This window comes from Maribacter confluentis (assembly GCF_030505015.1).
Taxonomy (GTDB): domain Bacteria; phylum Bacteroidota; class Bacteroidia; order Flavobacteriales; family Flavobacteriaceae; genus Maribacter; species Maribacter sedimenticola.
In genome coordinates this window covers 119,900-143,160 of sequence record NZ_JAUKUC010000001.1, presented here as the reverse complement: position 1 = coordinate 143,160, position 23,261 = coordinate 119,900, and the positions used below count along the sequence as shown (strand labels likewise).

The 23,261-nt window shown below is 37.2% G+C and carries 18 protein-coding genes; 6 read left to right on the top strand and 12 right to left on the bottom strand.

What is annotated here, in order from left to right:
- Window positions 1-14: 14 nt before the first annotated feature.
- A complete protein-coding gene (locus tag Q2T41_RS00720; protein ID WP_304434266.1) occupies window positions 15-1,133 on the bottom strand; it encodes a redoxin domain-containing protein in 1,119 nt (372 codons plus the stop codon).
- Window positions 1,134-1,233: 100 nt separating this feature from the next.
- The gene (locus Q2T41_RS00715) at window positions 1,234-1,728 is read right to left on the bottom strand and encodes a hypothetical protein (protein ID WP_089260608.1); all 495 of its coding nucleotides are present in this window, start codon (window positions 1,726-1,728) and stop codon (window positions 1,234-1,236) included.
- A 90-nt stretch (window positions 1,729-1,818) separates the two neighbouring features.
- Between Q2T41_RS00715 and Q2T41_RS00710 the strand changes: the two genes are divergently transcribed.
- The gene (locus Q2T41_RS00710) at window positions 1,819-4,737 is read left to right on the top strand and encodes an FAD-binding and (Fe-S)-binding domain-containing protein (protein WP_304434264.1); all 2,919 of its coding nucleotides are present in this window, start codon (window positions 1,819-1,821) and stop codon (window positions 4,735-4,737) included.
- A 7-nt stretch (window positions 4,738-4,744) separates the two neighbouring features.
- Here Q2T41_RS00710 and Q2T41_RS00705 read toward each other — a convergent pair whose 3' ends face one another.
- The gene (locus Q2T41_RS00705; protein ID WP_304434262.1) at window positions 4,745-5,590 is read right to left on the bottom strand and encodes a UDP-2,3-diacylglucosamine diphosphatase; all 846 of its coding nucleotides are present in this window, start codon (window positions 5,588-5,590) and stop codon (window positions 4,745-4,747) included.
- A gap of 227 nt (window positions 5,591-5,817) precedes the next feature.
- Here Q2T41_RS00705 and aroC point away from each other — a divergent pair, with 227 nt between their 5' ends.
- Both aroC and Q2T41_RS00695 read left to right on the top strand, forming a co-directional pair.
- Complete coding sequence (gene aroC, locus Q2T41_RS00700; RefSeq protein WP_304434260.1) at window positions 5,818-6,882, top strand: chorismate synthase; 1,065 nt, start codon at window positions 5,818-5,820, stop codon at window positions 6,880-6,882.
- A 61-nt stretch (window positions 6,883-6,943) separates the two neighbouring features.
- Window positions 6,944-8,245, top strand: a complete 1,302-nt coding sequence (locus Q2T41_RS00695) for a dicarboxylate/amino acid:cation symporter (protein WP_304434258.1) — start codon at window positions 6,944-6,946, stop codon at window positions 8,243-8,245.
- A 21-nt stretch (window positions 8,246-8,266) separates the two neighbouring features.
- On the opposite strand, the gene Q2T41_RS00690 is transcribed toward Q2T41_RS00695, so the two are convergent.
- The 4 genes from Q2T41_RS00690 to Q2T41_RS00675 form a co-directional block, all read right to left on the bottom strand.
- Window positions 8,267-9,064, bottom strand: a complete 798-nt coding sequence (locus Q2T41_RS00690; RefSeq protein ID WP_304434255.1) for a DUF1206 domain-containing protein — start codon at window positions 9,062-9,064, stop codon at window positions 8,267-8,269.
- Window positions 9,065-9,171: 107 nt separating this feature from the next.
- Window positions 9,172-10,212 carry a DUF748 domain-containing protein gene (locus Q2T41_RS00685; protein WP_367186803.1) on the bottom strand — a complete coding sequence of 347 codons (1,041 nt, stop codon included), beginning with the start codon at window positions 10,210-10,212 and terminating at the stop codon, window positions 9,172-9,174.
- Between the two features lie 191 nt (window positions 10,213-10,403).
- Window positions 10,404-10,808: a thiol-disulfide oxidoreductase DCC family protein gene (locus Q2T41_RS00680; RefSeq protein WP_304434251.1), complete on the bottom strand. Its 405-nt coding sequence runs from the start codon at window positions 10,806-10,808 to the stop codon at window positions 10,404-10,406.
- Window positions 10,809-10,841: 33 nt separating this feature from the next.
- Window positions 10,842-12,722 (bottom strand): DUF2225 domain-containing protein, encoded by a 1,881-nt coding sequence (locus Q2T41_RS00675; RefSeq protein ID WP_304434249.1) that lies wholly within the window; start codon window positions 12,720-12,722, stop codon window positions 10,842-10,844.
- 300 nt (window positions 12,723-13,022) lie between these two features.
- On the opposite strand from Q2T41_RS00675, the gene Q2T41_RS00670 reads away from it, so the two are divergent.
- A complete protein-coding gene (locus tag Q2T41_RS00670; RefSeq protein WP_304434247.1) occupies window positions 13,023-14,585 on the top strand; it encodes a thiol-activated cytolysin family protein in 1,563 nt (520 codons plus the stop codon).
- 309 nt (window positions 14,586-14,894) lie between these two features.
- On the opposite strand, the gene Q2T41_RS00665 is transcribed toward Q2T41_RS00670, so the two are convergent.
- Complete coding sequence (locus Q2T41_RS00665) at window positions 14,895-17,066, bottom strand: endonuclease MutS2 (protein ID WP_304434245.1); 2,172 nt, start codon at window positions 17,064-17,066, stop codon at window positions 14,895-14,897.
- Between the two features lie 199 nt (window positions 17,067-17,265).
- On the opposite strand from Q2T41_RS00665, the gene Q2T41_RS00660 reads away from it, so the two are divergent.
- Together Q2T41_RS00660 and Q2T41_RS00655 are read left to right on the top strand one after the other, a co-directional pair.
- On the top strand, window positions 17,266-17,934 hold the full coding sequence (locus Q2T41_RS00660; RefSeq protein ID WP_304434244.1) for a uracil-DNA glycosylase: 669 nt from the start codon (window positions 17,266-17,268) through the stop codon (window positions 17,932-17,934).
- Window positions 17,935-18,012: 78 nt separating this feature from the next.
- Window positions 18,013-18,441, top strand: a complete 429-nt coding sequence (locus tag Q2T41_RS00655; protein ID WP_304434242.1) for a response regulator — start codon at window positions 18,013-18,015, stop codon at window positions 18,439-18,441.
- A 1-nt stretch (window position 18,442) separates the two neighbouring features.
- Here the strand turns inward: Q2T41_RS00655 and Q2T41_RS00650 are convergent, their stop codons facing one another.
- The 4 genes from Q2T41_RS00650 to Q2T41_RS00635 are packed head-to-tail and all read right to left on the bottom strand — an operon-like array spanning window position 18,443 to window position 23,164.
- Window positions 18,443-19,288, bottom strand: a complete 846-nt coding sequence (locus tag Q2T41_RS00650; RefSeq protein ID WP_304434240.1) for a substrate-binding domain-containing protein — start codon at window positions 19,286-19,288, stop codon at window positions 18,443-18,445.
- The gene (ppk1, locus tag Q2T41_RS00645; protein WP_304434238.1) at window positions 19,275-21,317 is read right to left on the bottom strand and encodes a polyphosphate kinase 1; all 2,043 of its coding nucleotides are present in this window, start codon (window positions 21,315-21,317) and stop codon (window positions 19,275-19,277) included. Before ppk1 ends, Q2T41_RS00650 begins: the two co-directional genes overlap by 14 nt.
- A 46-nt stretch (window positions 21,318-21,363) precedes the next feature.
- Window positions 21,364-22,230 (bottom strand): nucleoside phosphorylase, encoded by an 867-nt coding sequence (locus Q2T41_RS00640; protein WP_304434236.1) that lies wholly within the window; start codon window positions 22,228-22,230, stop codon window positions 21,364-21,366.
- 1 nt (window position 22,231) lies between these two features.
- On the bottom strand, window positions 22,232-23,164 hold the full coding sequence (locus Q2T41_RS00635) for a DUF1835 domain-containing protein (protein ID WP_089260276.1): 933 nt from the start codon (window positions 23,162-23,164) through the stop codon (window positions 22,232-22,234).
- Between the last annotated feature and the right edge of the window lie 97 nt (window positions 23,165-23,261).

Sequence of the window (23,261 nt, the reverse complement as noted above, 5' to 3'; positions counted from 1 at the left end):
ATTGGTTTGGAATCTTAATTTAGAAGCTCCGCCACCTTTTGTTCAAGGGCGGGTCCTCTTAAATTCTTTGCAACAATAACGCCATTTTCGTCTAGGAGAAATGCCGCTGGTATAGCTTTTACATTGTATAGTTGGGCAATTTGATCATTAAAATAAGCAATATTGGATATATGGTTCCAATCTAGGCCGTCATCGGCAATTGCCTTCTTCCAAGCCTCTTCAGTTCTATCTAACGAAACGCCTATGACGTTTAGGCCCTTGTCGTGGTATTTATTATATACGGCAACAACGTTTGGATTTTCGTCCCTACAAGGTTTGCACCATGCTGCCCAAAAATCTATTAATGTAACCTTGCCCATTACATCCTTTAAGGCAATGATTTCGCCATCTGGGTTTGGACCTGAAAAATCCGGTGCTTTTGCGCCTATACTGGTGTTTTTACTGGCTTCTGCAGATTTTTTAAGCTTTTCTAAGTTTTGCTGAATTTTTTTGCCGGGTTGAGAACTTCTAATTTCTTCCGTAAACGTATTGAAAATAGTTTCCGCTTCCTCAAATTCAACCGCTTTGGTACTAATGGCCCTGTCCAAGACAAGTGCAGAAATCAAAGCCTTTGGATTGGCCTTTGCATAATTCAATTCAAAATCCTTGTACTCTTCCTGTAGTTCTGTCATTTCATCCTGCAGTGCCAACGCTGCTTCTCCCGTGGCAGATTTCATATCTTCCTGAATAGATCTTGCTTGCAAAGAGATTGCCCTGGATTGATCCATGTAATCGGCAAAACTTTCATTTTGGAACGTGCCTTTTATTTCGGCAAAACCCATGCTATCTTTTTGGGCGTTAAATTCAATAGTTCCGTTCTCAAGGATTACGGCTGTGTAGCCCGGTACCTGTTCAACAAATATGTAATGTAGTTCTGGCGTATTGGCAACTCCGGTAAACGTAAATTCGCCATTTGTAGTAGTTGCCGTATCTACTTCTACGGGTTGGTTGTTATCGCCAATTTTTTTAAGGAATACACTTGTACCATCTTTTAATTCCCCCCTTAAATTACCGTTTAATGTAAAACCCTCTGGGTTGGAGTTGCAACTGAACAATAAGCCAATGGCCAGTAGAATAACAATACTATTTTTCATATAATACACTTAGGTTAGGTTGCAAATGTACTTATATAAAGGATATAAAAAAAGACCTTTGACGGTTGCGCCAAAGGTCTTTGAATTAAGGTATCTTGTCTTAGAATTGATATCTGATACCAAGTCCAATATCAAAATCAAAATTATCTGAAAATCCGTTATAACCGGAAACACCTAGTTCAGGTCTAAAGTCCAAGGAGAGAATCAACGGAATATCAAAATTATATTCAATACCAATGTCGCCCGCGGCAAATACGAACAATCCGCCATAATCATCATTTGGTAGTCCTGGAAAGTCAACACTTCCTAGGCCGCCACCAACACCATAATACCAATTAAAATCACCCTCAATGGTTCTTACCCATTGGTAAAGTCCAGCCAATTTAAAAGCGTTGAAGTTTCTACTGTCCCTCCATCCAAGGTCAACTTCCAACCTATTGTTAAGGCCTAATGATTTCTGGTAGCTAATTTCGGCACCAAAGCCGTCACTGTCCCCCAAACGTAGTCCTAATGCATGATTGGCTATGTCCTGAGCCGATGAAAGCGAACAGGTGGCCATAAAAATAAGTACGGTAATTCCTTTTAAAATCTTCATATAGTTCATGTTTTTTGTGATGAAAAATGAGCTTTTTTATAATGTGGCTCACACAATAAAACTTAATTTAGCACTCAAAATTGTGCTATCTTGAAAAATAATTTCCTGTCAAAGTTACAACAAGATTTGGAAGGTGAGGTCTTATACGACGACCTTACAAAAAGTTTATATGCAACGGATGCTTCGGTTTATAGAAAAATTCCATTAGGAGCTGCCTTCCCTAAATCCGTAGAGGATATCAAACGTATTATTGAATTTGCAAATCATGAAAGTATTGGAATAATACCCAGAACGGCCGGAACGTCCTTGGCTGGACAATGTGTTGGTGATGGTTTGGTGGTAGATGTGTCTAAATATTTCACAAAAATTATCAAAGTAGATGAGGCAAAAAAGCAGGTTACGGTACAACCAGGGGTAATACGGGATGAGCTCAACCAACATTTAAAACCGTATGGTTTATTTTTTGGACCTAACACTTCAACCTCCAACAGGTGTATGATCGGTGGTATGGTAGGTAATAATTCCTCAGGTACTACTTCTATACAATATGGGGTGACCAGGGATAAGGTTGTTTCACTAAAAACAATTTTGGCCGATGGTAGCGAGGCTGAATTTGGTAGGCTTTCTTCTACCGAATTTCAGGAAAAAATGCAAGGTATTTCGTTTGAAGCTTCACTTTATAAAAAGATTTATAATGAACTAATTGACAAGGAAGTATCCAATGAAATAATTGCACAGTTTCCCAAACCTGAAATTCATAGGAGAAATACGGGTTATGCAGTAGACGAACTTTTAAAATCCAACGTATTTGGTGGTCCTCTGGATTATTTTAATATGGCGGAACTGCTATGTGGAAGTGAAGGTACCTTGGCATTTACAACTGAAATTACCGTTCAATTGGATGAATTGCCACCGGCATTATCTGCCATGGTCGTAACCCATTATACCTCGTTAGAAGATTGCTTAATGGATGTAGTACCGGTAATGGAGCACCCATTGCAACTATGTGAAATGATGGATAAGGTTATTTTGGATTGTACAAAAAATAACCGTGCGCAACTTGCAAATCGTTTTTTCGTAGAAGGTGATCCGGAAGCATTATTAATGTTGCAAGTTTCTGCCCATTCCGAAATAGAGCTAAATAAAGCGGTAGATGCTTTGATCAAGACCGTGGAAAAGTCCGGACTAAGCTATGCAAATCCTGTATTGGTCGGCAGTCAAATTAGTAAAGCCATTGAGCTACGTAAAGCCGGTTTGGGGCTTTTGGGCAATATTGTTGGAGATATGAAAGCGGTAGCCTGTATAGAGGATACGGCCGTTGCTCTGCCTGATCTAAAGGACTTTATAGCAGAATTTTCCGTAATCATGAAAGGGTATAAGCAGAACGCGGTGTACTATGCACATGCCGGTGCCGGTGAACTTCATTTGCGTCCGATTCTAAATCTTAAAAAGTCTACGGATGTTGATTTGTTCAGGAACATTACAACAGATGTTGCCAAGCTTACCAAGAAGTATAGGGGTTCGTTTAGTGGGGAGCATGGTGATGGTATCGTAAGGGCAGAATTCATTCCGCTCATGATTGGCAAAAAAAATTATGAACTGCTCAGGAGGGTAAAATCATATTTTGATCCCAAAGGTATACTGAACCCGGGAAAAATAGTAGATGCTTATCCTATGGACCAATCATTCCGTTATGAAGTGGACCGTGAGGAACCCAATATAGAAACACTTATGGATTTTTCCGATAGTGAGGGTATCCTTAAAGCTGCGGAGAAATGTAATGGTAGTGGGGACTGCAGAAAAACCCATCATATGAACGGGGGTATGTGTCCAAGTTACCATGCCACAAAAAATGAAAAAGATACCACTAGGGGCAGAGCAAATACATTAAGGGAATTTTTGACAAATCCGAAAAGTACGGCACAAAACAATTTTGACAGTCAAGAAATCAAGGAGGCTTTTGACTTGTGCTTAAGTTGTAAAGCTTGTGCCAGTGAATGTCCAAGTAATGTGGATGTTGCTACGTTGAAGGCGGAATTTTTATATCAATACCAAGAGGCCAACGGCTATCCTTTAAGAGGAAAATTGTTTGCATATAATACCAAATTAAACGGGTTGGCAAGTAAAGTTTCCGGCTTGACAAATTCGGTATATGAATCCAAGTTTTTTGGAGGTTTATTGAAAAAATCCAGTGGTGTGGCCCCAGAAAGAAGTCTGCCAAAAGTTTATAGTTTTAATTTTGATAAGCATCTTCAAAATATTGCTAATCAATATCCTATAAATAGAAATAAAGTAGTCTTATATATAGATGAATTTACCAGGTATTTGGATATTGAAGTTGGGAAGGATGCAATTACGCTTTTAATTAAATTAGGATATGAAGTTCAACTATTTTATGCTGAAAGTGGCCGTACATTTTTATCTAAGGGCTTTTTGAAACAGGCAAAAAAACTTGCCCTCAAAAATATGGTAGAGCTGAAAAAATTTGCAGATCAATCAATTCATATATTGGGTCTGGAGCCATCTGCAATACTATCTTTCAGGGATGAATATAAACGGTTGACCACCGATCGGATCGGTGCGCAACATATTGCCGATCATTCTTTCTTAATAGAAGAATTTTTGGCCAGTGAAATTGCTAACGGAAACTTGAGTGCATCTTACTTTACAACGGAGTCAAAAGATGTAAAGATTCATAATCACTGCCATCAAAAAGCATTGAGCAATCAAAAAGTAACTTTTGACATTCTTAATTTACCGGTCAATTATAAAGTAAGTATTATCCCTTCCGGTTGCTGTGGTATGGCAGGTTCATTCGGATACGAAAAAGAGCATTACGGGACCAGTATGAAAATAGGTGGCTTAAAATTGTTTCCTGCTGTTTCCAAATCGTCACCGGATACCATAATTTCAGCAAACGGAACCAGTTGCAGGCACCAAATTTTTGATGGTACCAAAAGAATAGCAAAGCATCCGGTCAGTATTTTGAACGACGCGTTGGTATCTTAATTGAGGTTTATTGTTTTTGTTGCTTTTTTTTGTCGGCTTTATTAGTGATGGTGGCAATCAATTCGTTGATATCCATGGATTTTAATTCCTCGTCCATATAGAAAGAGGCTAGTTTATCATTGTCATAATGATATAGTTTCCATCGTTTAAAGGAATATTCCAAGGCGGTCTTGTGAGTAACCCAATCCCCGGAGTTTAAATATAGGCAACTGCCCTTTTTTGTTTCTATAACCTGTTTTTTAGGATGATGGCTGTGTCCGCAAATAACATGGTCAAAATGTTGGTCAATGGCTAAGTGGGCCACATTGTGTTCAAACTTTGCAATAAGGTTCGGGTCCCGTACTTTTTGGTATTCCGTACTTAAAAAGGGCTTGTTCCTTTTGCCTATTTTTTTGAAAATTCTAGATTTTAATTTGGAAAACCTTAAAAGGGTCGTAAAACCTATGCTTCCTAAATGAAGCAACCAATGGGAGTATCTAAGGGAAATATCAAAAATATCGCCATGAAAGAAAAGCGTGTTTTTCCCATTAAGTTTTAAGATCAATTTATTGGATACTTTAATGGCTCCCATATGTATTGGGTCAAATTTTCTAAGTGGCTCATCATGATTACCGGTAATATAATGTACTTCAGTACCTTTGGCCGCTAGGGAGAATATTTTTTTAATGACCTTTAGATGTGCCGGTGGAAAATAGTTGTTTTCCATTTTTTTGGTATCTAGTATATCACCATTTAACACTAAAATCTTTGGGTCTATACTAGAAAGGTAGGTTAGTAGTTCTTCTGCGTGACAAGTATATGAACCCAAATGGATATCGGATAGTACGACAATTTCTAGACGGCGTTTTTTCAAAGGCGTAATTTTCGTACAAAATTAAACCTAATGGTATGGTTATCAGTTGGTAGCAGCATCATTTTTACATGATGCTAAGGTTAAATAATTATTACTGGAAAAGATTATTATGTTTAGGTAATAAGCGATTGTAATATTTTTGTATCAAACATTTAACTTTTACCTTTGAAGCATGGACTTTTATAGTCTATAGATTGTTTATCCATTAATAATTGAAATAATTTATCATGGCCGGAAATAGCTTTGGAAACCTATTTAAAGTTAGTACGTTTGGAGAATCTCATGGCAAGGCCATAGGTGGGGTTATAGATGGATGTCCGTCTGGAATTACATTGGACCTCGCAGCAATTCAAAAAGATTTGGATAGGCGTAAACCCGGTCAATCGGCTATCGTAACACAGCGCAAGGAACCGGATGAAGTTGAATTTTTCTCCGGAATCTTTGAAGGGAAGACTACAGGTACGCCCATTGGTTTTGCAATTCACAATACCAATCAAAAATCTAAGGATTATGGTCATATCAAAGACTCCTATAGGCCATCCCATGCGGATTATGTGTATGACCAGAAATACGGATTTAGGGATTACAGGGGTGGCGGTAGAAGTTCTGCAAGAGAAACGGCAAGTAGGGTAGTTGCCGGTGCTATTGCAAAGCAATTTTTAAAGGGTATTGAAATACAGGCTTTTGTATCCCAAGTGGGAAATTTAAAATTGAACAAAGATTATAGGGAGCTTGACCTTTCCCAAATTGAAAATAATATAGTGAGATGTCCGGATCAAGTAGTGGCCTCACAAATGGAAGACTATATCAAAGCCATTAAAAAGGAAGGGGATACTATTGGAGGTGTTATAACCTGTGTTGCCAAGAATGTACCAATAGGTTTAGGTGAACCGGTATTTGATAAATTACATGCCGAACTTGGTAAGGCAATGCTATCCATAAATGCCGTTAAAGGTTTTGAATATGGTAGTGGTTTTGATGGTGTAATCATGAAAGGCAGTGAACACAACGATCAGTTTAATACTGATGGTACTACAAAAACCAACTATAGTGGTGGTATACAAGGTGGCATAAGTAATGGCATGGATATTTATTTTAATGTCGCATTTAAACCTGTGGCAACGGTCATACAAGGGTACGAGACCATAGATAGGCAAGGGAATAAAGTACAGGCCCAAGGAAAAGGAAGGCACGATCCCTGTGTGGTTCCAAGAGCCGTTCCCATAGTAGAGGCAATGACTGCCTTGGTGCTGGCAGACTTTACGTTGATCAACAGAGCCATTAAATTATAGGTATCCTTTTTAGCACTTTTACAAGCAAAATACTATCTTACTTCCCAAAACCAAATTATATATGAGGAAGCTAGAGTTGCATTGGCAAATTCTATTGGGAATGTTGGCCGGAGTATTGTTTGCATTGGCCATGGTACAGTTGGAATGGGGACCAAAATTTATTTCGGATTGGGTAAAACCATTCGGTAATATTTTTATCAATTCATTAAAACTTATTGCAGTTCCTTTGATATTGGCATCATTGATCAAAGGAGTCTCTGATCTTAAGGATATTTCCAAGCTTTCACAAATGGGTGGAAGAACTATAGCTATATATATAATCACCACAGTTATTGCCGTATCCATTGGTTTGGGGGTAGTAAATATTGTAAAACCTGGCGCTTCAATTAGTGAGGAGACCCGATCGGAATTGGTAGAAAATTACAAAGGAGATGCGGATGCAATAAAGTCCAAGGCGGACAAGCAAAAGGAAGCTGGTCCTTTACAGGCGTTGGAAGATTTGGTTCCAAGCAATATTTTTAAGGCGGCATCCGATAACGGAAATATGCTTCAAGTAATCTTTTTTGCTATATTTTTTGGTATAGGTCTAATTTTAATACCTGAAGAACAAGCTTCGCCGGTAAAGAAATTTTTTGATGGCTTCAATGAAGTGATCTTAAAGTTAATTGACTTGATAATGCTTGCAGCTCCTTTTGGAGTATTTGCTTTATTAGCGGCACTGGTGGTAGAATCACCAAGTTTGGATTTGTTCAAGGCCTTGGCTTGGTACGCCCTGTGTGTGGTATTAGGACTAGCTTTAATGTTAGGGGTGTACCTGTTAATGGTTTGGGTTTTTACGAAAACATCGCCAAATACCTTTATGAAAGGCATGTCCCCAGCGCAATTGTTGGCTTTTTCCACAAGTTCAAGTGCAGCTACATTGCCTGTGACCATGGAACGGGTAGAGGAGCATTTAGGCGTTGATGAGGAAGTTACTAGTTTCGTTCTTCCTATTGGTGCTACCATTAATATGGATGGTACAAGCCTTTATCAAGCTATAGCTGCTGTTTTTATAGCTCAGGCTTTTGGTATGGATTTAAGCCTAACCGCTCAATTGGGTATAATCGTAACGGCTACCTTGGCATCAATAGGTAGTGCCGCGGTACCGGGTGCGGGAATGGTAATGTTGGTCATTGTTCTTGCACAGGCAGGAATACCAGAAGCAGGATTGGCATTAATATTTGCTGTTGACAGACCTTTGGATATGTGCCGTACCGTAATCAACGTTTCCGGTGATGCTACTGTTTCCATGATGGTTGCCAAGTCCGTAGATAAATTGCATTCGCCCAAAGTTAAAAACTGGGACGACAATTATAAAAAGTAGGGATTTTAAGGTGCTTATGCTTTAAATGTCAAATTGGCGATAAGCGGCCATGGTAAACATATATAGCCCATAGCAAATTAAACCTATAGCAATGGTGCCTAATAACCAATGTCCATAAACTTGTTCTTGGATAAAGGAAAAAGCTTGAGCAGTACCTTTGACCGTATTGGAAGAGTTTCCTCTTAAATTAAAGCCAGCGGCAAGAAAGAAATAAGCAATGATCAAGGTTACGATACCTCTAGAAATGAGTCCGGCATAACCTATACGTTTAACGGTCTTTCTTTTAATGACCGAATTGATATTTTGGAGATTGAATTTTTTAAGTATATCTCCATTTTGGATTTTTAAAAATTGAAAAACTCCCTTTAATGCCAGTCCCGCTCCAACGACGATAAATATCAATGCGCTCAACGTCCCGTTTTGTAAGCTTGTATTACCGCCTCCACCACCCTTAGCTATCAAGGACGTAATGTTGAGTGCGTCCAAAATTGCAAAAACTCCAATTGAAGCATATACCAAGCCGCTAACGAAAAAGCCCACACGTTTTCCTAGGCCTTTGATGTCCGTTCCATAATCTTCAGGGTCGTAAACGCTGACGATAAATCTCCATAGTGCAAAACAGAGAAGACCAAGTCCCAAAATAAAAATAATCACGGTTCCAAAGGGTTGGTTCTCCAAATAGTCGATAACCTCTAATTTACCAGCCTTTTGACCTCCCATATTAAATGCGGAAAAAAGCGCTAAAACACCGGTAATGCCATAAACGGTTCCTTTGGCAATATAGCCCAATACGGCAATCTTCCTTAATTTTTGGTTCATAGGATTAAATATATAAAGCTACATTGGCTATTTTAGCCAATTTGATGTTTTGCAATTGTAGAATATTAAAAACGGCATAGAAAGTTGTAAACATCCTTAACCCAGTTTTATTTAGATTTTTTTTCCTCTAATGCGTCAGCACCCTCTGTGGCATCCTTAAAATTTAAATCGTCATCTACTACCCCTTTATAGGCTTTTATCCAAGCATTTTTTAAAATACCGGTAATGGTAGGGATAATCTTTGTCTTTGCGCTATTTAAATCTCCTTCTATAGGTATTTTTGTTGCCAATGTATCTTGCCTATGATTCTTTAGCAAGAATTTAAAGAAGCCAACAAAGCCTTCCCATAATGTTTTCAAGAAACCATCATCCTTGCCGATCAATTTGGCATTCCGTAAAATAGGCTTAAACGAACCTTTTAAGTATCCATCGGCAATGGCCATTTCTCCGAAAAGGTCAAAAGTGCCTTCGTCGAAATCTATGCCTGCATAAAAATTCGTGAAATCATTTAAAGCCTTGGCATTTGCTTTTTCCAAACTAAAGGAGATGTCCATATCCGGAATTTCCTTGACCAAGTTCATGTCTCCTTTTAGAATAACATTTCCGTTACCAATGGATACTGCTGTGGCGTATATAGTAGAAGGTAATGTCCTTGTTCTTTCTACCACATTCCTAAGGTTGGACGCAGAAAGGTTTACGTTGGAAAGGTTCAGGTCAATATTGGGGTCTGCCTGTAATTGTAGAAAGGCAAACTTACCTTGTTTCACGGTTAGTTGATTGATGTCCATAGGAACTAAGTCCGTAAGTGCCTTGGACCAATCTTCGGTATCGGTTTGGGCCGTATCTTGTTGTTGGTCTTCAAAAACATAGATCACGGTTGGCTCTGTCATGATAATTTCACTCACTATTTTTCCGTGAATCAATGCTTTCCATTCAATGGAAATATCGGTTTTCTTAAAGTCTAGAAAAGGAACATCGGAATTTGCATTTACTTTATTTAAATACATTCCATGTATAGTATATGCACCGCGGATTAAAGCAAGGTTAATATCTTCAACATGTCCATAATATCCGGGAATATCCGCTAAAACCTTATTGACATAATCTTTAACGATATACGGTAGGGCAATGCGAAAAATAAGTAACACTACAATAAGTGTTATAGGTAGTAGGTATCTTTTTTTCTTGTATCGCCGTCTTTTAATTTTGCTCATTATGTTTCAATAATGGCGATAATATAATTTAAATCTTTGGTATGTAGTTGATATAAAGGGGATAGGGGCAAAACTATTATTCTTTGGGTCAGTAAAATTTTAGGTGCACCAATTTATCAATAATGTTAAATGAACTTTTGCTTTATTTCATCCGTTGGAATCATACATTCTTCCCTTTTGCCATACCATTGGTACCTATTTCGTGCTATAAAATCGTATACGATATTTCTTAACGTATTTGGAATCAATAACAATAATTTTGAAATAGTTCGATATCCTTTTAAGTGCTTTCCAATCTCCAACGCAGCGTCAGATTTGGTGTAAAAAGCAACTCCTGGGTCTATAAGAATTATAGAATCGATTAGTTCAGTATCAATTTGACGTTCATTTAAAAGTTGTTGCCCTAAAGGTTCTTGCAAGGCAGTAAATCTAAATGCGTCTTCTTTATCATGTTTAATAACAAATTGTACCGTGCTATTGCATAGGTTGCAAACACCATCAAACAGGATTATTTTTTTAGTTAAATTCACTTCACAAAGATAATCACAAAGAATACATTTAAATTAGATAGTGCTTAAAAAGGAAGTTAAATCTGTTTCTTTTTTTAACGCTAATTTTTTCTTTAATCGATATTTAGATTTTAAAATGCTATCGGGAAGAACATTAAGTGTGGCTGCTATTTCTTTGGTAGTTAAGTTCATTCGTAAAAAAGCAGCCAACCTAATTTCTTTTTCAGAAATATCTGGATAAATAGTCTTTAGCTTTTGGTCAAAGTCATTGTGTACATCGGCAAAATAACTTTTGAACACCTCCCAATCCTTGTCCGATGCATTCTCCTTTTTCAATAACATGACGATTCTCCTGAACTCCATTTTAAACCTTTCCGGGGAGTTCTTAATGTTTTCCAAGTTTTCCATAAGTTCTTGGATAAATGTGTTCTTTTGAACTAAATGTAGGGTTTGGCTAGCCAGTTCCTTCTTTTTATGTTCAATTTCCTGTCTGTATATTTCCTCCTGTTTTTCACGGGCAATGCGATTCTTTTTCATACGTTGTTTAAAACTGAATAATAGTAGCCCGGAAACCGTTAAAAAAGTAAACATACCTCCTGCATATAGTCCTTTGGTGAGCTTGTCAACTTTGGCCTTTTCATTCAATGTTTTGATTTCCTCTAGTTGAATGGCAATTGCAGTCTCTTTCTTTTCGGTCTCATAAATAGTCTGTAATTCATCAATTTGTTTAGCCTTTTTCAAGGAAAAAATACTATCCTTAAGCATTTGGGAGCGCTTTTGATCCTCTATGGCAAGCTCAAGTTGTCCATTCTTCTCATAAGTCAAAGCTCTATATTGCAATGCACTTTGTAACTCAACACTCACGTTTTTAGATTCAGCAATTGCTATGGACTGATTTAAATATTTAAATGCATTTTTTAAATCGCCCTTTAGAACGTACGCATAGCCTAATTCTGCAAAATATCCTGATTGGTTTATTGCCGAAGATTCGGCATTTTTCATTTGAAGAGCCTGTTTTAGATATTTAATGGCGTCATCGTATTTGCCTTGTTTTCTATATATACACCCTAAATTTCCTAAACAAAGGACTTCTGTCGTAGGAAAATCATAATTATTACTAATTTCCAAAGCTTCCTCATATTTTTCAATAGCTAGATAATATTCTTTTTTTGAATCGAAGACATTGCCAATATCAACCAAAGTAGTAGCTTGATATAGATTGTCATTGGTTTCTATATACACTTGCATAGCTTTATCAAAGTATTTTAACGCCTTATCATAATTTCCTTGAGTATTGTGTAAACTTCCAATATTACTTAATACATCTGCCTTATGATAGGTTTTTATAGCAATGGTGTCCATAGTTTTCAATGCTGCTTGGTACATTGCCATTGCTTTAGGATAATTACCCATTTCATAATAGTTCTTTCCAATAACATTTTGGGCTGAACCATAACGGATAAAATCACCCCATTCTTTCTGAATCCTTGCTGAAGAGTCCATCAATCTTATGGCTTCTGGGTAATTTCCAATGTGAGACTCATAAATGGAGAGGTTTTTTAAAACAGTTGCCAAAAAAGTGTCATCGTCATCTTTTAAAGAACGTTCTAATGTTTTTCGGTAATATTCGGCACCTATTTCCATTTGACCGATGGTAGAATAATAATGTCCTAATAAAAATTCTGCCCTAAGTATACCATGTTTAAATTCGCTTTCTTTCGAGATTTTCAACATCTGGTCAATATATATTTTGGCACTATCTGGTTTGGTGTAAATATAAATTTCATCGAGATCGTCAAGTAAATAAACTTTTTCAGCAACTTCTGTAGCGTTTTTATAGCGTTTTAGGAGACTATCTACTTTTTTTTTATCCTGAGAATGTAGTTGCGTAAAGGAAATTGTAACAAGTAATAAGATATAAGGTAATGATTTCATGAGCCAAGGTTCTATGATTCATTTCAAGATACTAAATATAGTTATGGGTTTTTTGGGGTAAAAACCTTACGTCCATGCTTTGTCCATATGTTTTTGCCAAAATTAAAATTTCAAAATTAAATTAAGTTACTAATTATCAAATATTTATAAGTTTAATTTTAAAATGTATTTGTGGTGTTGTCCATATACTAAGTGCTATGCAGAATAGGTACTTGTCCATACTATGTCCATGTTCTTAATTAGGCAAGGCCTGTTTTCTGCGCTAGTTTAGAGCTGTTGAATCCTAAAAACCAATTAGTTATGAGAACAAATCAATCATTTTTTAGAGCAAATTTTTATGTAACGGTCTTTGGCTTAGTACTTACAGTTAATACTAGCTGTAGCAAAGATGAGCCGGACGTAGCACTTGGGGAACCTAAATTCAATGTAGAAGATGCTATGGAATTTAATGGTACGGTTGCAAGTTTAAAAGTTTTTGACCAGCCTGTAGAATCTCCAGTTGTAGAGACGGAAAGTAGTAATCCAGAACGTGATAAAGAAGATACCACATTGGAATGTACGACTAAGACCTTTAAAGGAGCTCCTGGATTTAATGAGATGTTTACTTTAGATCCAACCACAGATGTTATTTATCCTGGTGCTTTGCTTAAGGGAGAAACAATACCGACTGGGGAATATCAACGTATAAGCGGGTCAAGAGCTCCTATTACAATTTCGGCTTCTTTACAGAATATAAAAAAGGTAAAGGTAGAAATTGAAAACCCTGATAAACTATCCAACGTAAGACAAGGAATAGCAGATTTGCTTAATCAGGAGGTTAATGGGGCAACTGCGGCAGCAATTAACTTGGAAATTGAAGAAGTTCATTCCGCACAACATCTAGAAGCTTCTGTAGGAGTTAATTATAGGGGAGTGGGTAAAAAGGTGTCCAATACATTAGATTTTAGTTCTTCATCATATAAAAATACTTTTGTTCTAAAATTTATACAAAGGTATTACACCTTAGATGTTGATACACCGGGTAAATCACCATCAGATTTATTTACAGAACTACCAAATATAGCTATTCTTGGGGGTACTAATCCCGTTTATGTTAGTTCAGTACAGTATGGAAGAATGGTTTTATATACGGTAGAATCCAATTTTAGTAAAACCGATGTCAAAAACGCATTTGATGCCTCGGTAGGCTCAACAGATGGAACAATTGACGTTGAATATCAAAATATTATCAACTCCTCTAATATCCAAGCGCTTATTATTGGTGGATCTGGAGATGGAGCGGTACAAGCTATTAATGGACCGGGAGAAGTATATAATTTCATAGCTGAGGGCGGAAATTATTCAAAGGACTCCCCAGGTGCCCCATTGGCCTACAAGCTTAATTATGTAAAAGAAGGTTTTCCGGTTGCTAAGGTAGTATTATCTACAGAGTATCAAATTAGAGATTGTGACCTTGCATACCCAGAATATCAGGTAACCATAGATAAGATTACAGGGGATCAGCCATCCGATACAGAGGTGAACGGAGAACTTTATATAAAAATGAAAGTTGGTTCCAGTTATTTAGGTGATGGGCTAACTTGGAGCAAGTCGGCAAGTAATCATGTTGAAGTTCAGAATGATAAGACCCATAGTATAGGTTCAATTCATGTTTTTAAACCTTATCGTCCAAATAGGGCAATTGATCAAATTGAATTTTCTGGCGAGCTTAAAGACTATAATGGAATATTTGGAAATCCAAGTTTAGGCGTCAAATTCGAAAGTATAAAATTGGATACTCTTAAAATTAATGAAGAAATGAATGTTACCCTTAGCTATAATGCAAAAATAAAGGCTCATTTTAAAGCGGTGAGGATTAAGTAAATTTAAAAATTGGTGACGGTTGGCCGCTCAAGTTAGGATCAGCAACTTGATGCCGACTGTTGCTTTTAAAAGCTATTTATCGTTAGTACTACTAAAGCTTAAATCTTTTAAAATCCAATACAAAAAACCATTAAATTACTACATGGTACTACCTCGTAATCGCACATTGCCAACGCAATGCATAAATCTGGTCGATTACAATACTTTATATAAAAAAAAGTACTTCATTATGACTAATTGTAAACACAAACTATAAATTAAATCGTATACGATTTAATTTAACTTATTGAAAACAAAGTTATTACTGTATTATTTCTTTCGTTCTACCAATTCCAATTGGTCAACACTAACATTGGTCGTAAAAATACCATAGTTGACTATCGCCTTCCCTTTTTCCAAGGAATCAATTGACCCTACGGACTTGCCATCTAACATACGAACACGATCACCAATTTTGAAAACTGGTTTAGGTTTGTTTTTTTCTTTTGTTATGGCCTTTTTCTTGGCAACCTTTTTGTTTTCACGAATGACCTTGACCTCTTTTTGGACTTCTTGGGCTACTTTTGCTTTTTTTGCACGTTCTGCCTTGGCCTCATTTGCAGTTTTTTTCTTGCGCTTGCTATTCTCCGTTTCCACAATTCGTAATAACTCAGATACCAACTGGCGCTTTTTATTGTCCAAAAAATATTTGTCCGCAGCAATATTAACCTTGTTTCCCAATTGAATCATACGTTGATCATGGTCGTATAACTCTTGATAATTTTCCAATTTGCTCTTGATTTTGGCATTCAGCTTTTCCAAGCGCTCACTTTCCTCTCGCACCTTGTTTTCCTCCTCTTTGAGCCTAGAGCCTGTCTGTGCCATTTTACTGCGTTCTTTTTGCAATTTGGCAATAGTGGCATCAAACCTTACTTTACCGCGCTCTATTTTCTTTTTGGCCTTGTTGATCAGGGAATAGGGGATACCGTTCTTTTGTGCTACCTCAAAGGTAAATGAACTACCTGCTTGCCCAAGGATAAGTTGAAAAGTGGGCTCAAGTGTCCTGCCATCAAAAAGCATATTGGCATTGGTAACATGGGGCAGTTCATTGGCCAATGCTTTTAAATTGGCATAGTGGGTAGTGATCACGCCATAGGAACCCCGTTCATAAAACACTTCTAAAAATGCTTCAGCCAAGGCACCCCCTAGTTCCGGATCACTTCCGGTGCCAAACTCATCGATCAAGAACAAGGTATTGTCATCGCAGCGTTTTAGAAATTGGTTCATGTTCTTTAAGCGGTAACTGTATGTACTTAGGTGATTTTCAATACTTTGGTTGTCACCAATATCCGTCAATATTTTTTTGAAAAAGCAGACTTCGCTACGTTCGTGTACAGGTATCAACATACCGCTTTGAAGCATAACCTGTAATAGGCCAATGGTTTTCAGCGTAATACTTTTTCCTCCAGCATTGGGGCCTGAGATAACGATGATCCTATTTTCCTGGTGCAGCTCTATAGTCTGGGGATATGTTTTTTCGTTCTTTCGCTTATTGCTTAAATATAAAAGCGGATGATAGGCATCCCTTAAATAGAGTCTGTTGTTAGTATTGATAGTAGGCATTAGGGCGTTGATATCTTCCGCGTGCTTCGCTTTTGCGGCAATGACGTCCACTTGTGACAAATAATCCTGATAATCGCTTAAAAGCGCTCTATATGGCCTGATTTGATTGGTTAATTGTTTTAGTATCCGTTGTACTTCTTCTTTTTCTTCGTATTCCAGATTATTTAGTTCCCGGCTATATTTTAAAACCGCTTCCGGTTCAATGTAAACGATACTGCCGGTTTTGGAAGTGCCCATTACCGCACCCTTAATTTTTTTACGGTACATGGCCTTTACGGCAAGGACCCTTCTGTTTTCCACCACACTCTCCCTAATTTCATCCAGGTAATCGGATGATTGGTAAGTTGAAAGTGCCGCGCCAAAGCTCTGGCTGATCTTACCCCTGACTTGGTTGATTTGCCTTCTGATAATTTGAAGGTTGTCCGATGCATTGTCTTTTACCTCACCAAAACGGTCAATTACGTTTTTGATAAACACCGGTATTTCGGTTGTTAGTTCCAGTTTTAATGCAAATTCATGGAACAATGGATAATACTCCTTGAATTTCTTAAAGAATTTTTGATGTTGGGCAACCGTGGTGCAAATGCTCGAAATACGCTTGAATCCCTGTAGCTCTAAAATGGTATTTTCAATTTTTAACAACCTTAAATCTGCATTGATACTATCAAATCCATGATTTGGAATACGGTTTTCACTCACCAGGGAAGAAAGGTATTCGGCCGTTTTGCCTAATTCGATCTTAATAACTTCCTCGGTTAAGAAAGGTGTTATATTCAATGCTGCCTCCTTGCCCAATTCAGTATGGCAACGCGCTGAGATCTGCTGTAAAATGGAAGGAAATTCTAAATCCTGTAATGTTTTGGAATGTATATTGGCCACGAGCTAATTTAATATAGGGTAAAGGTAAGGATTGAGAGCGATATCTGAAATTTACGAAGCAAGCGTTGTTTGGTCCTACTTACGGTTATTTTAAGTAGTGTAGTTCCTATTAACAAATGAGGCCATGTTACTTGGGTTACATATGTTGATTACATTGACAATTAGATAAATTTGTAACCTGGTAAACATACTTTACATCATGATTATAAAAAATATGCATCCTACTTGGACACAGGAATTAAAGGAAGAATTTGAAAAAGAATATTTCCGGCAACTAATAACCTTTGTGGAACAGGAATATCGGCAGTTTACCTGTTACCCGGCTATAGAACACATCTTTGCAGCCTTTGAAAAAAGTAGTTTTGCCGATGTTAAGGTAGTCATTATAGGGCAAGACCCCTATCATGGGCCCAATCAGGCTAACGGATACTGTTTTTCAGTAAATGATGGGGTAAAACATCCACCCTCTTTGATAAATATTTTTAAGGAAGTCGAAACAGATATAGGAAACCCATACCCCTTAAGTGGAAATTTGGAGCGATGGGCCGCACAAGGGGTTTTATTACTAAATGCAACATTGACCGTTAGGGAACATGATCCGGGCAGTCATCAAGGAAAAGGTTGGGAAGTTTTTACCGATGCGGTCATTAAAAAACTATCTAGTCAGAAAAAAGATATCGTTTTTATGTTATGGGGCGGTTTTGCCAAGAAAAAGAAAAAATTAATTAATATGAACGCCCACCATATTCTAGAATCCGGACATCCGTCGCCCTTAAGCGCAAATAGGGGATATTGGTTTGGAAATCAGCATTTTTCCCATTGTAATAAAATATTGACAGGTATGGGCAATAAATCTATTATTTGGTAAGTTATTTATTAATAATTTTTTTATAACTTTAAGAAGACACTATTTTATAGGTATAACATTAACTAACAACAACTCGCTATGAAAAATTTAGACAGATTAAACAGCATTTTATTAGTGGATGATGATGAGGCAAGCAACTTTCTTCATTCCATCTTCATCAATAAGCTTGATTTGGATGTTAATTTAAATTCTGCCCTAAACGGCCAAGAAGCATTGGATTTCATTTTAGGTAAAGGTCAAGAAGAACTGGAATTACCTTGTATGGTCATGCTAGATCTTAGAATGCCTGTTATGGACGGATGGCAATTTATGGAAGCCTATGAAGAAATGGTCCCAAAAAAATTAAAAGACCAGATTACCATCGTTCTTGTTACCATAAGTGACAACCAAGAGGATAAAGATCGCGCCATAACCAATCCACATATAGCGGATTTCTCACAGAAACCTTTATCTGACGATACCTTTAAACAGCTTATTCAAAAGCATTTTAGCTTAGCTGAGATTTAAATTACGTCAAAATATGATCGGCAGGAATTATTTGGTCGATCAAATTTAATTCATTTAAGGTATCCTGTACTTTAAACAATGTATGTTCAGATAGTTGCTTTTGACTCCATTGGGTTAATTGTAGCCATTGTTGTATGTCCTCTAATTTCTGTTTATACCTATGGGCCAATGTACGGTCAATACTGGGTATTTGTTTAAATTCTACGGTATAGGTGTTGATAATTTCCCTTATATGGGCAATAAGGTTTTCGTTTTCGGCGATAAAAGATGTCGTTCCTGCAAGTACAAAACAGGGCCATGGCGTGGGGCAATCTCCTAAATGCCTGAAAATACCACCATCTACCAATGGCTTTGTCGTAAAACGTTCCCACATAAAATAATCTGCATTTCCCGTAGAAAGGCTCTGGACCGCACCCTCAAGGTTGTTTACAAGGTTAAATTTCAGGTTTTCTAAATCCCACCCCATTTGTTTTGCATGTACATAGGCCATTAAATGACTTCCGCTACCAAACCTGCTTATGGCCGCAGTAGTGTTTTCAAGGTCCTTTAAATTCTTGAAACTACTGTTGGTATCCACATGAATACCCCACAGCAAGGGAGAGGCAATAAATTCTTGTATGATTTTGGCCGTGTTTCCTTCAGTAATACTTTTTACAATTCCTTCCGTTAGGATTATGGCTAGGTCCGCCTCGTTATCCATTAGTAAACTGCACATTCTGCCGGTACCCTCTGGCACATCTGTCCACACTAAATCAATACCTCTTTCCCTAAAAGCTCCTTCGTCTATGGCCAGATGCCAAGGAAGGTTGAAATGTTCCGGTACACCTATAATTTTAACGGTTTTCATTTAATTTATTTTTAAGATAGCCATAAATGGCATATTGTGACCTTACAAGTTCCTGGTGGTCTTGGGCGGTCACTTTTTTATTGGAATTTTCAATATCCAATATTCGAGCCTTTTGGTTATCGTTAAGTTGTAAAGTTAGAATATGTTTTAATTCACTAAAAATATCTGGGTCAAGAATAGGGGTAAGCACCTCAATTCTGCGGTCCAAATTTCTGGTCATCCAATCTGCGGAGCCCACATACATGAGTTCATTACCACCGTTTTCAAAGAGATAGATCCTGCCGTGTTCCAAATAGCGATCTATGATACTTGTAATAAGAATAGAATCTTTCATTGGGGCATCAGGATCGCCAATAGCCTTTAGATAGCAACAAAAGCCTCTGACAATCAGCCTAACCTTAACTCCGGCATTGACCGCCCTATATAGGGCATTAATCATATCGGCATCCTCCAAACTGTTCATTTTGGCGGTAATGGCGGCATGTTTTCCACTTTTTGCGGCATCAATCTCGTTTTGTATAAGATTTAAAAAGGTAATGCGCGTGGTAAAAGGTGAAACTAGAAGACGTTTTAACTTGGGTATGATTAATTTTCGCTCCAAGACCTCAAAAACCTGTTTCAGGTCCTTTGTTATTTTTTTATGGGCCGTAAAGAGTCCATGGTCACAATAGATTGTTGCGGTCTTTGCATTAAAGTTCCCAGTACCTATATAGGCATACCGTCTTAATTTATCATCCTCTTTTCTAAATACCATAGCAATTTTAGAATGCACTTTTACCTGTGGAATACTAAATATTACCTTGGCTCCTTTTTCTTGGAATATTCTGCCCCATTTAATATTATTTGCCTCATCAAAACGTGCTTGGGCCTCTACGAACAAAGTAACTTCTTTTCCATTGTCCAAGGCTTTTAGCAATGCATTTGACAAAGCCGATTTTTCTGCAATTCTATAAATTGTCATTTTAATGGCAGTTACCTGTGGATCGTTTGCCGCGCTTTCCAAAAATTTTTCAATAACATTGAAATCCTGATAGGGAAAATGTACTAATTGGTCTTTTTTAGCTATTGTTTCGAAAACATTCTTAGATGTTGATAGAACTGGATGTGGTAAGGCAGGCTTTGGCTCGTATTGCAAATGTTCGGTACCCTTTGGCCTCGGAAAGCTAAAAAAATCGGAAAGGTTGTGGTATGTTCCTCCTGGGGATAAGTCGGCCTCACCTAAATTCAAATGGGTTTTAAGTACATTCAATAATTTATTGGGCATATTACTATCGTACAATAAGCGCGTAGCTTGCCCGGTTTCCCTTTTATTCAGGGAATTGTATATTTTTTCTACCAGTGCGGCATCCGTATAATCATCTTCTAAATATAACTCCGCATCCCGAGACAATTTTATGGAATAGCACTGTGTAATTTCCTGATTGGTAAATAGTTTATCCATATTAAGTCGAACAACATCATCCAAATAGCAATATTGGTGATGGTCGCCCGGTAATTTTATAAAACGATCTGCTTGATCGGTAGGAATTTGCACTAGGCTATACTCGTTGTTCTTATGATGAACGACCAAATATAATGCACCATCTATAAGCGATACGTTGTTTGTTGTACTATGGATCTTACAATAAGGCTGTATAGAAGTATGGAATAGGTTGGTTAAGAAAACTTTTTGTTCATCATTGAATTCACTTGGGTTTCTTAAGAATATATGGTGCTTTTCCAACTCGTTCAAGGTAGTCGCTATCACCTTGCCAAAAGTAATTTGTTGTTGTTCTATAGTTTTTAAAATATGTTTTAAGGTACTATTTGCCTTGAGCATTAGTTTCTTTCGCAACTTCTTGTCCAACTGCCGTATTTGGCGAAGACCGGAAACCCTTACCTTAAAATACTCATCTAAATTCGAAGAAAAAATTGCAAGAAATTTAAGTCTTTCCAATAGGGGAGTTGACTTATTGGCTGCTTCAAGTAATACACGTTCATTAAAATAAAGCCAATTAATATCCCTATGCTTCAAATTTTTATTTTTCATAAGCACAAAAATAAGAAGACTACGTCAGGATACTTTTAAAAATGCGTTAACTAAGACGCCCTAAACAAAATTTTATTAACTCATCTACGGATTCCGAAGGAGTTTTGGAGAATTCCCCTGTTTCTCTATTTGCCAGAATACAGTTTAAGGAAACGGCATGATGGCCTAATAAATGGGCAAGGGCATAAATACCGGACGTTTCCATTTCCAAGTTGGTAATTTGCAGGTTTTGGTAGGAAAATGAGGATAGTTTTTGCATTAATTCCATTTGGCTGGGCTTAAGACGTAATTGGCGGTATTGAGGGCCATAAAAGCCTGTATTTGTTGCTGTAAATCCTAATCGTATACGATTATCAATAAATAATTTTGCTAGATTATCTGCATATTTTAGTATATATGGTCGTGCTTTATTGGCATTCCAATCACAGTATGTTATAAAAGCATCCTCAATATTCGTATAACCCAGGTTTTTATGCTCATAAAAATGTAAGAGTCCATCAAAACCAATGGCGTATTCGCTGATTAAAAAAGAGTCAACGGGAATATTGGGTTGAATGGCACCACTTGTACCGATTCTAATAATATTAAGTGGGGTATGTTTAGATTTAAGGGTGCGGGTGGAAAAATCAATATTGACCAAGGCATCCAGTTCATTAAGCACAATATCAATATTGTCCGTACCTATACCCGTGGATATAACGGAAATTCGCTTACCGTTCTTTATACCGGTATGCGTAACAAATTCTCGTTTTCCTTTTTTTAGTTCTATACGATCAAAATAGTTGGAGACTTGATGTACACGATCGGGATCACCTACCGTTATGATAGTGGTCGCTATATCTTCTGGAAGTAGATTTAAATGGTATATACTGCCGTCATCATTGATGATCAGCTCAGCAGGCCTTAATTGCATGCTATAATTTTAGAATTCTATTGGCATTGGTATTATAAAGGAAATTGTACTTCAATGCCCCGCCTAAGTAAACATCATTATCCTGTATACAGGAATAGTAACTTGTTTTGCCCTCTAAAATTTCCTTTCCCTTTTTAGATAACCTAACCGGATTTAAACTGCTGATCAATGGTTTTAACCTTGTAATTGCACGGTCATATTGGGTATCGGCAAAACCAAGGTTACCTTGATTATTGAGGAGAACGTTCATGAATTCTTTTTTTGATTTTGGCTTTTCGTCCATAGCCAATCTCAAAATGGTGTTTTCCATATCGTTTAGTCCATTTACGATACTGGGAAATCTTTTTAGATGTGTTTTAATGGCATCTCCTAAATAGTCAAACTGGTAATCATTAAAATCGGTCAGATTCTCCAATCGTATAGGATTGTTGCTACAATATAATTGCCAGACGTAATCCGCAAATTCGGTATCGTCCTGCGTTAATATTTTTTTATTTCTGTATAGACCAAGTAGCTGATCATCGGTGAGTTCCGTAAGACTGTACATGTTATCCGTTTCATCTTCCTTACCACAGCATACCAAAGATATTTCAGCATATTTACGATGGGTAAGCAACCAACTGATAACGGCCAACATATTTACTTGGCAGAAAAGATCGTATTCAAACCATAATACTATTTGATCCTGTTGTTTATGGCTACATAATGAGCGATATTCCTTTAAGGTTTTTTCGATGAACCATGATTTTGAAACCTTGTAATTTTTATGAAGGAATTCAAACCTGGTTTTCCAGAAAGTTTCGGTGCCTACAGTGGGCAATGTCTTTCCTTCACATAGCATTTCGCGCCATGTGATGACATCTCCCTTTAAATTCAATTTTTGGAGTCGTTGCGTAAAAATATCGCCATTGGTAATATGTAAAACAGAACTCATGCCAGATTATGATTTAGTTTGGTGAACATTAAAAATAAGACTTATAACAATGCTAAAAAATAATTTAACAGAAAACAAATTAATTGCAAGTCTATTA

Coding starts and splice junctions, on each gene's coding strand:
- Q2T41_RS00720 (WP_304434266.1), bottom strand. CDS start 1,133: ATGAAAAATAGTATTGTTATTCTACTGGCCATTGGCTTATTGTTCAGT.
- Q2T41_RS00715 (WP_089260608.1), bottom strand. CDS start 1,728: ATGAAGATTTTAAAAGGAATTACCGTACTTATTTTTATGGCCACCTGT.
- aroC (WP_304434260.1), top strand. CDS start 5,818: ATGGCCGGAAATAGCTTTGGAAACCTATTTAAAGTTAGTACGTTTGGA.
- Q2T41_RS00695 (WP_304434258.1), top strand. CDS start 6,944: ATGAGGAAGCTAGAGTTGCATTGGCAAATTCTATTGGGAATGTTGGCC.
- Q2T41_RS00690 (WP_304434255.1), bottom strand. CDS start 9,064: ATGAACCAAAAATTAAGGAAGATTGCCGTATTGGGCTATATTGCCAAA.
- Q2T41_RS00675 (WP_304434249.1), bottom strand. CDS start 12,722: ATGAAATCATTACCTTATATCTTATTACTTGTTACAATTTCCTTTACG.
- Q2T41_RS00670 (WP_304434247.1), top strand. CDS start 13,023: ATGAGAACAAATCAATCATTTTTTAGAGCAAATTTTTATGTAACGGTC.
- Q2T41_RS00660 (WP_304434244.1), top strand. CDS start 17,266: ATGATTATAAAAAATATGCATCCTACTTGGACACAGGAATTAAAGGAA.
- Q2T41_RS00655 (WP_304434242.1), top strand. CDS start 18,013: ATGAAAAATTTAGACAGATTAAACAGCATTTTATTAGTGGATGATGAT.
- Q2T41_RS00650 (WP_304434240.1), bottom strand. CDS start 19,288: ATGAAAACCGTTAAAATTATAGGTGTACCGGAACATTTCAACCTTCCT.
- ppk1 (WP_304434238.1), bottom strand. CDS start 21,317: ATGAAAAATAAAAATTTGAAGCATAGGGATATTAATTGGCTTTATTTT.
- Q2T41_RS00640 (WP_304434236.1), bottom strand. CDS start 22,230: ATGCAATTAAGGCCTGCTGAGCTGATCATCAATGATGACGGCAGTATA.
- Q2T41_RS00635 (WP_089260276.1), bottom strand. CDS start 23,164: ATGAGTTCTGTTTTACATATTACCAATGGCGATATTTTTACGCAACGA.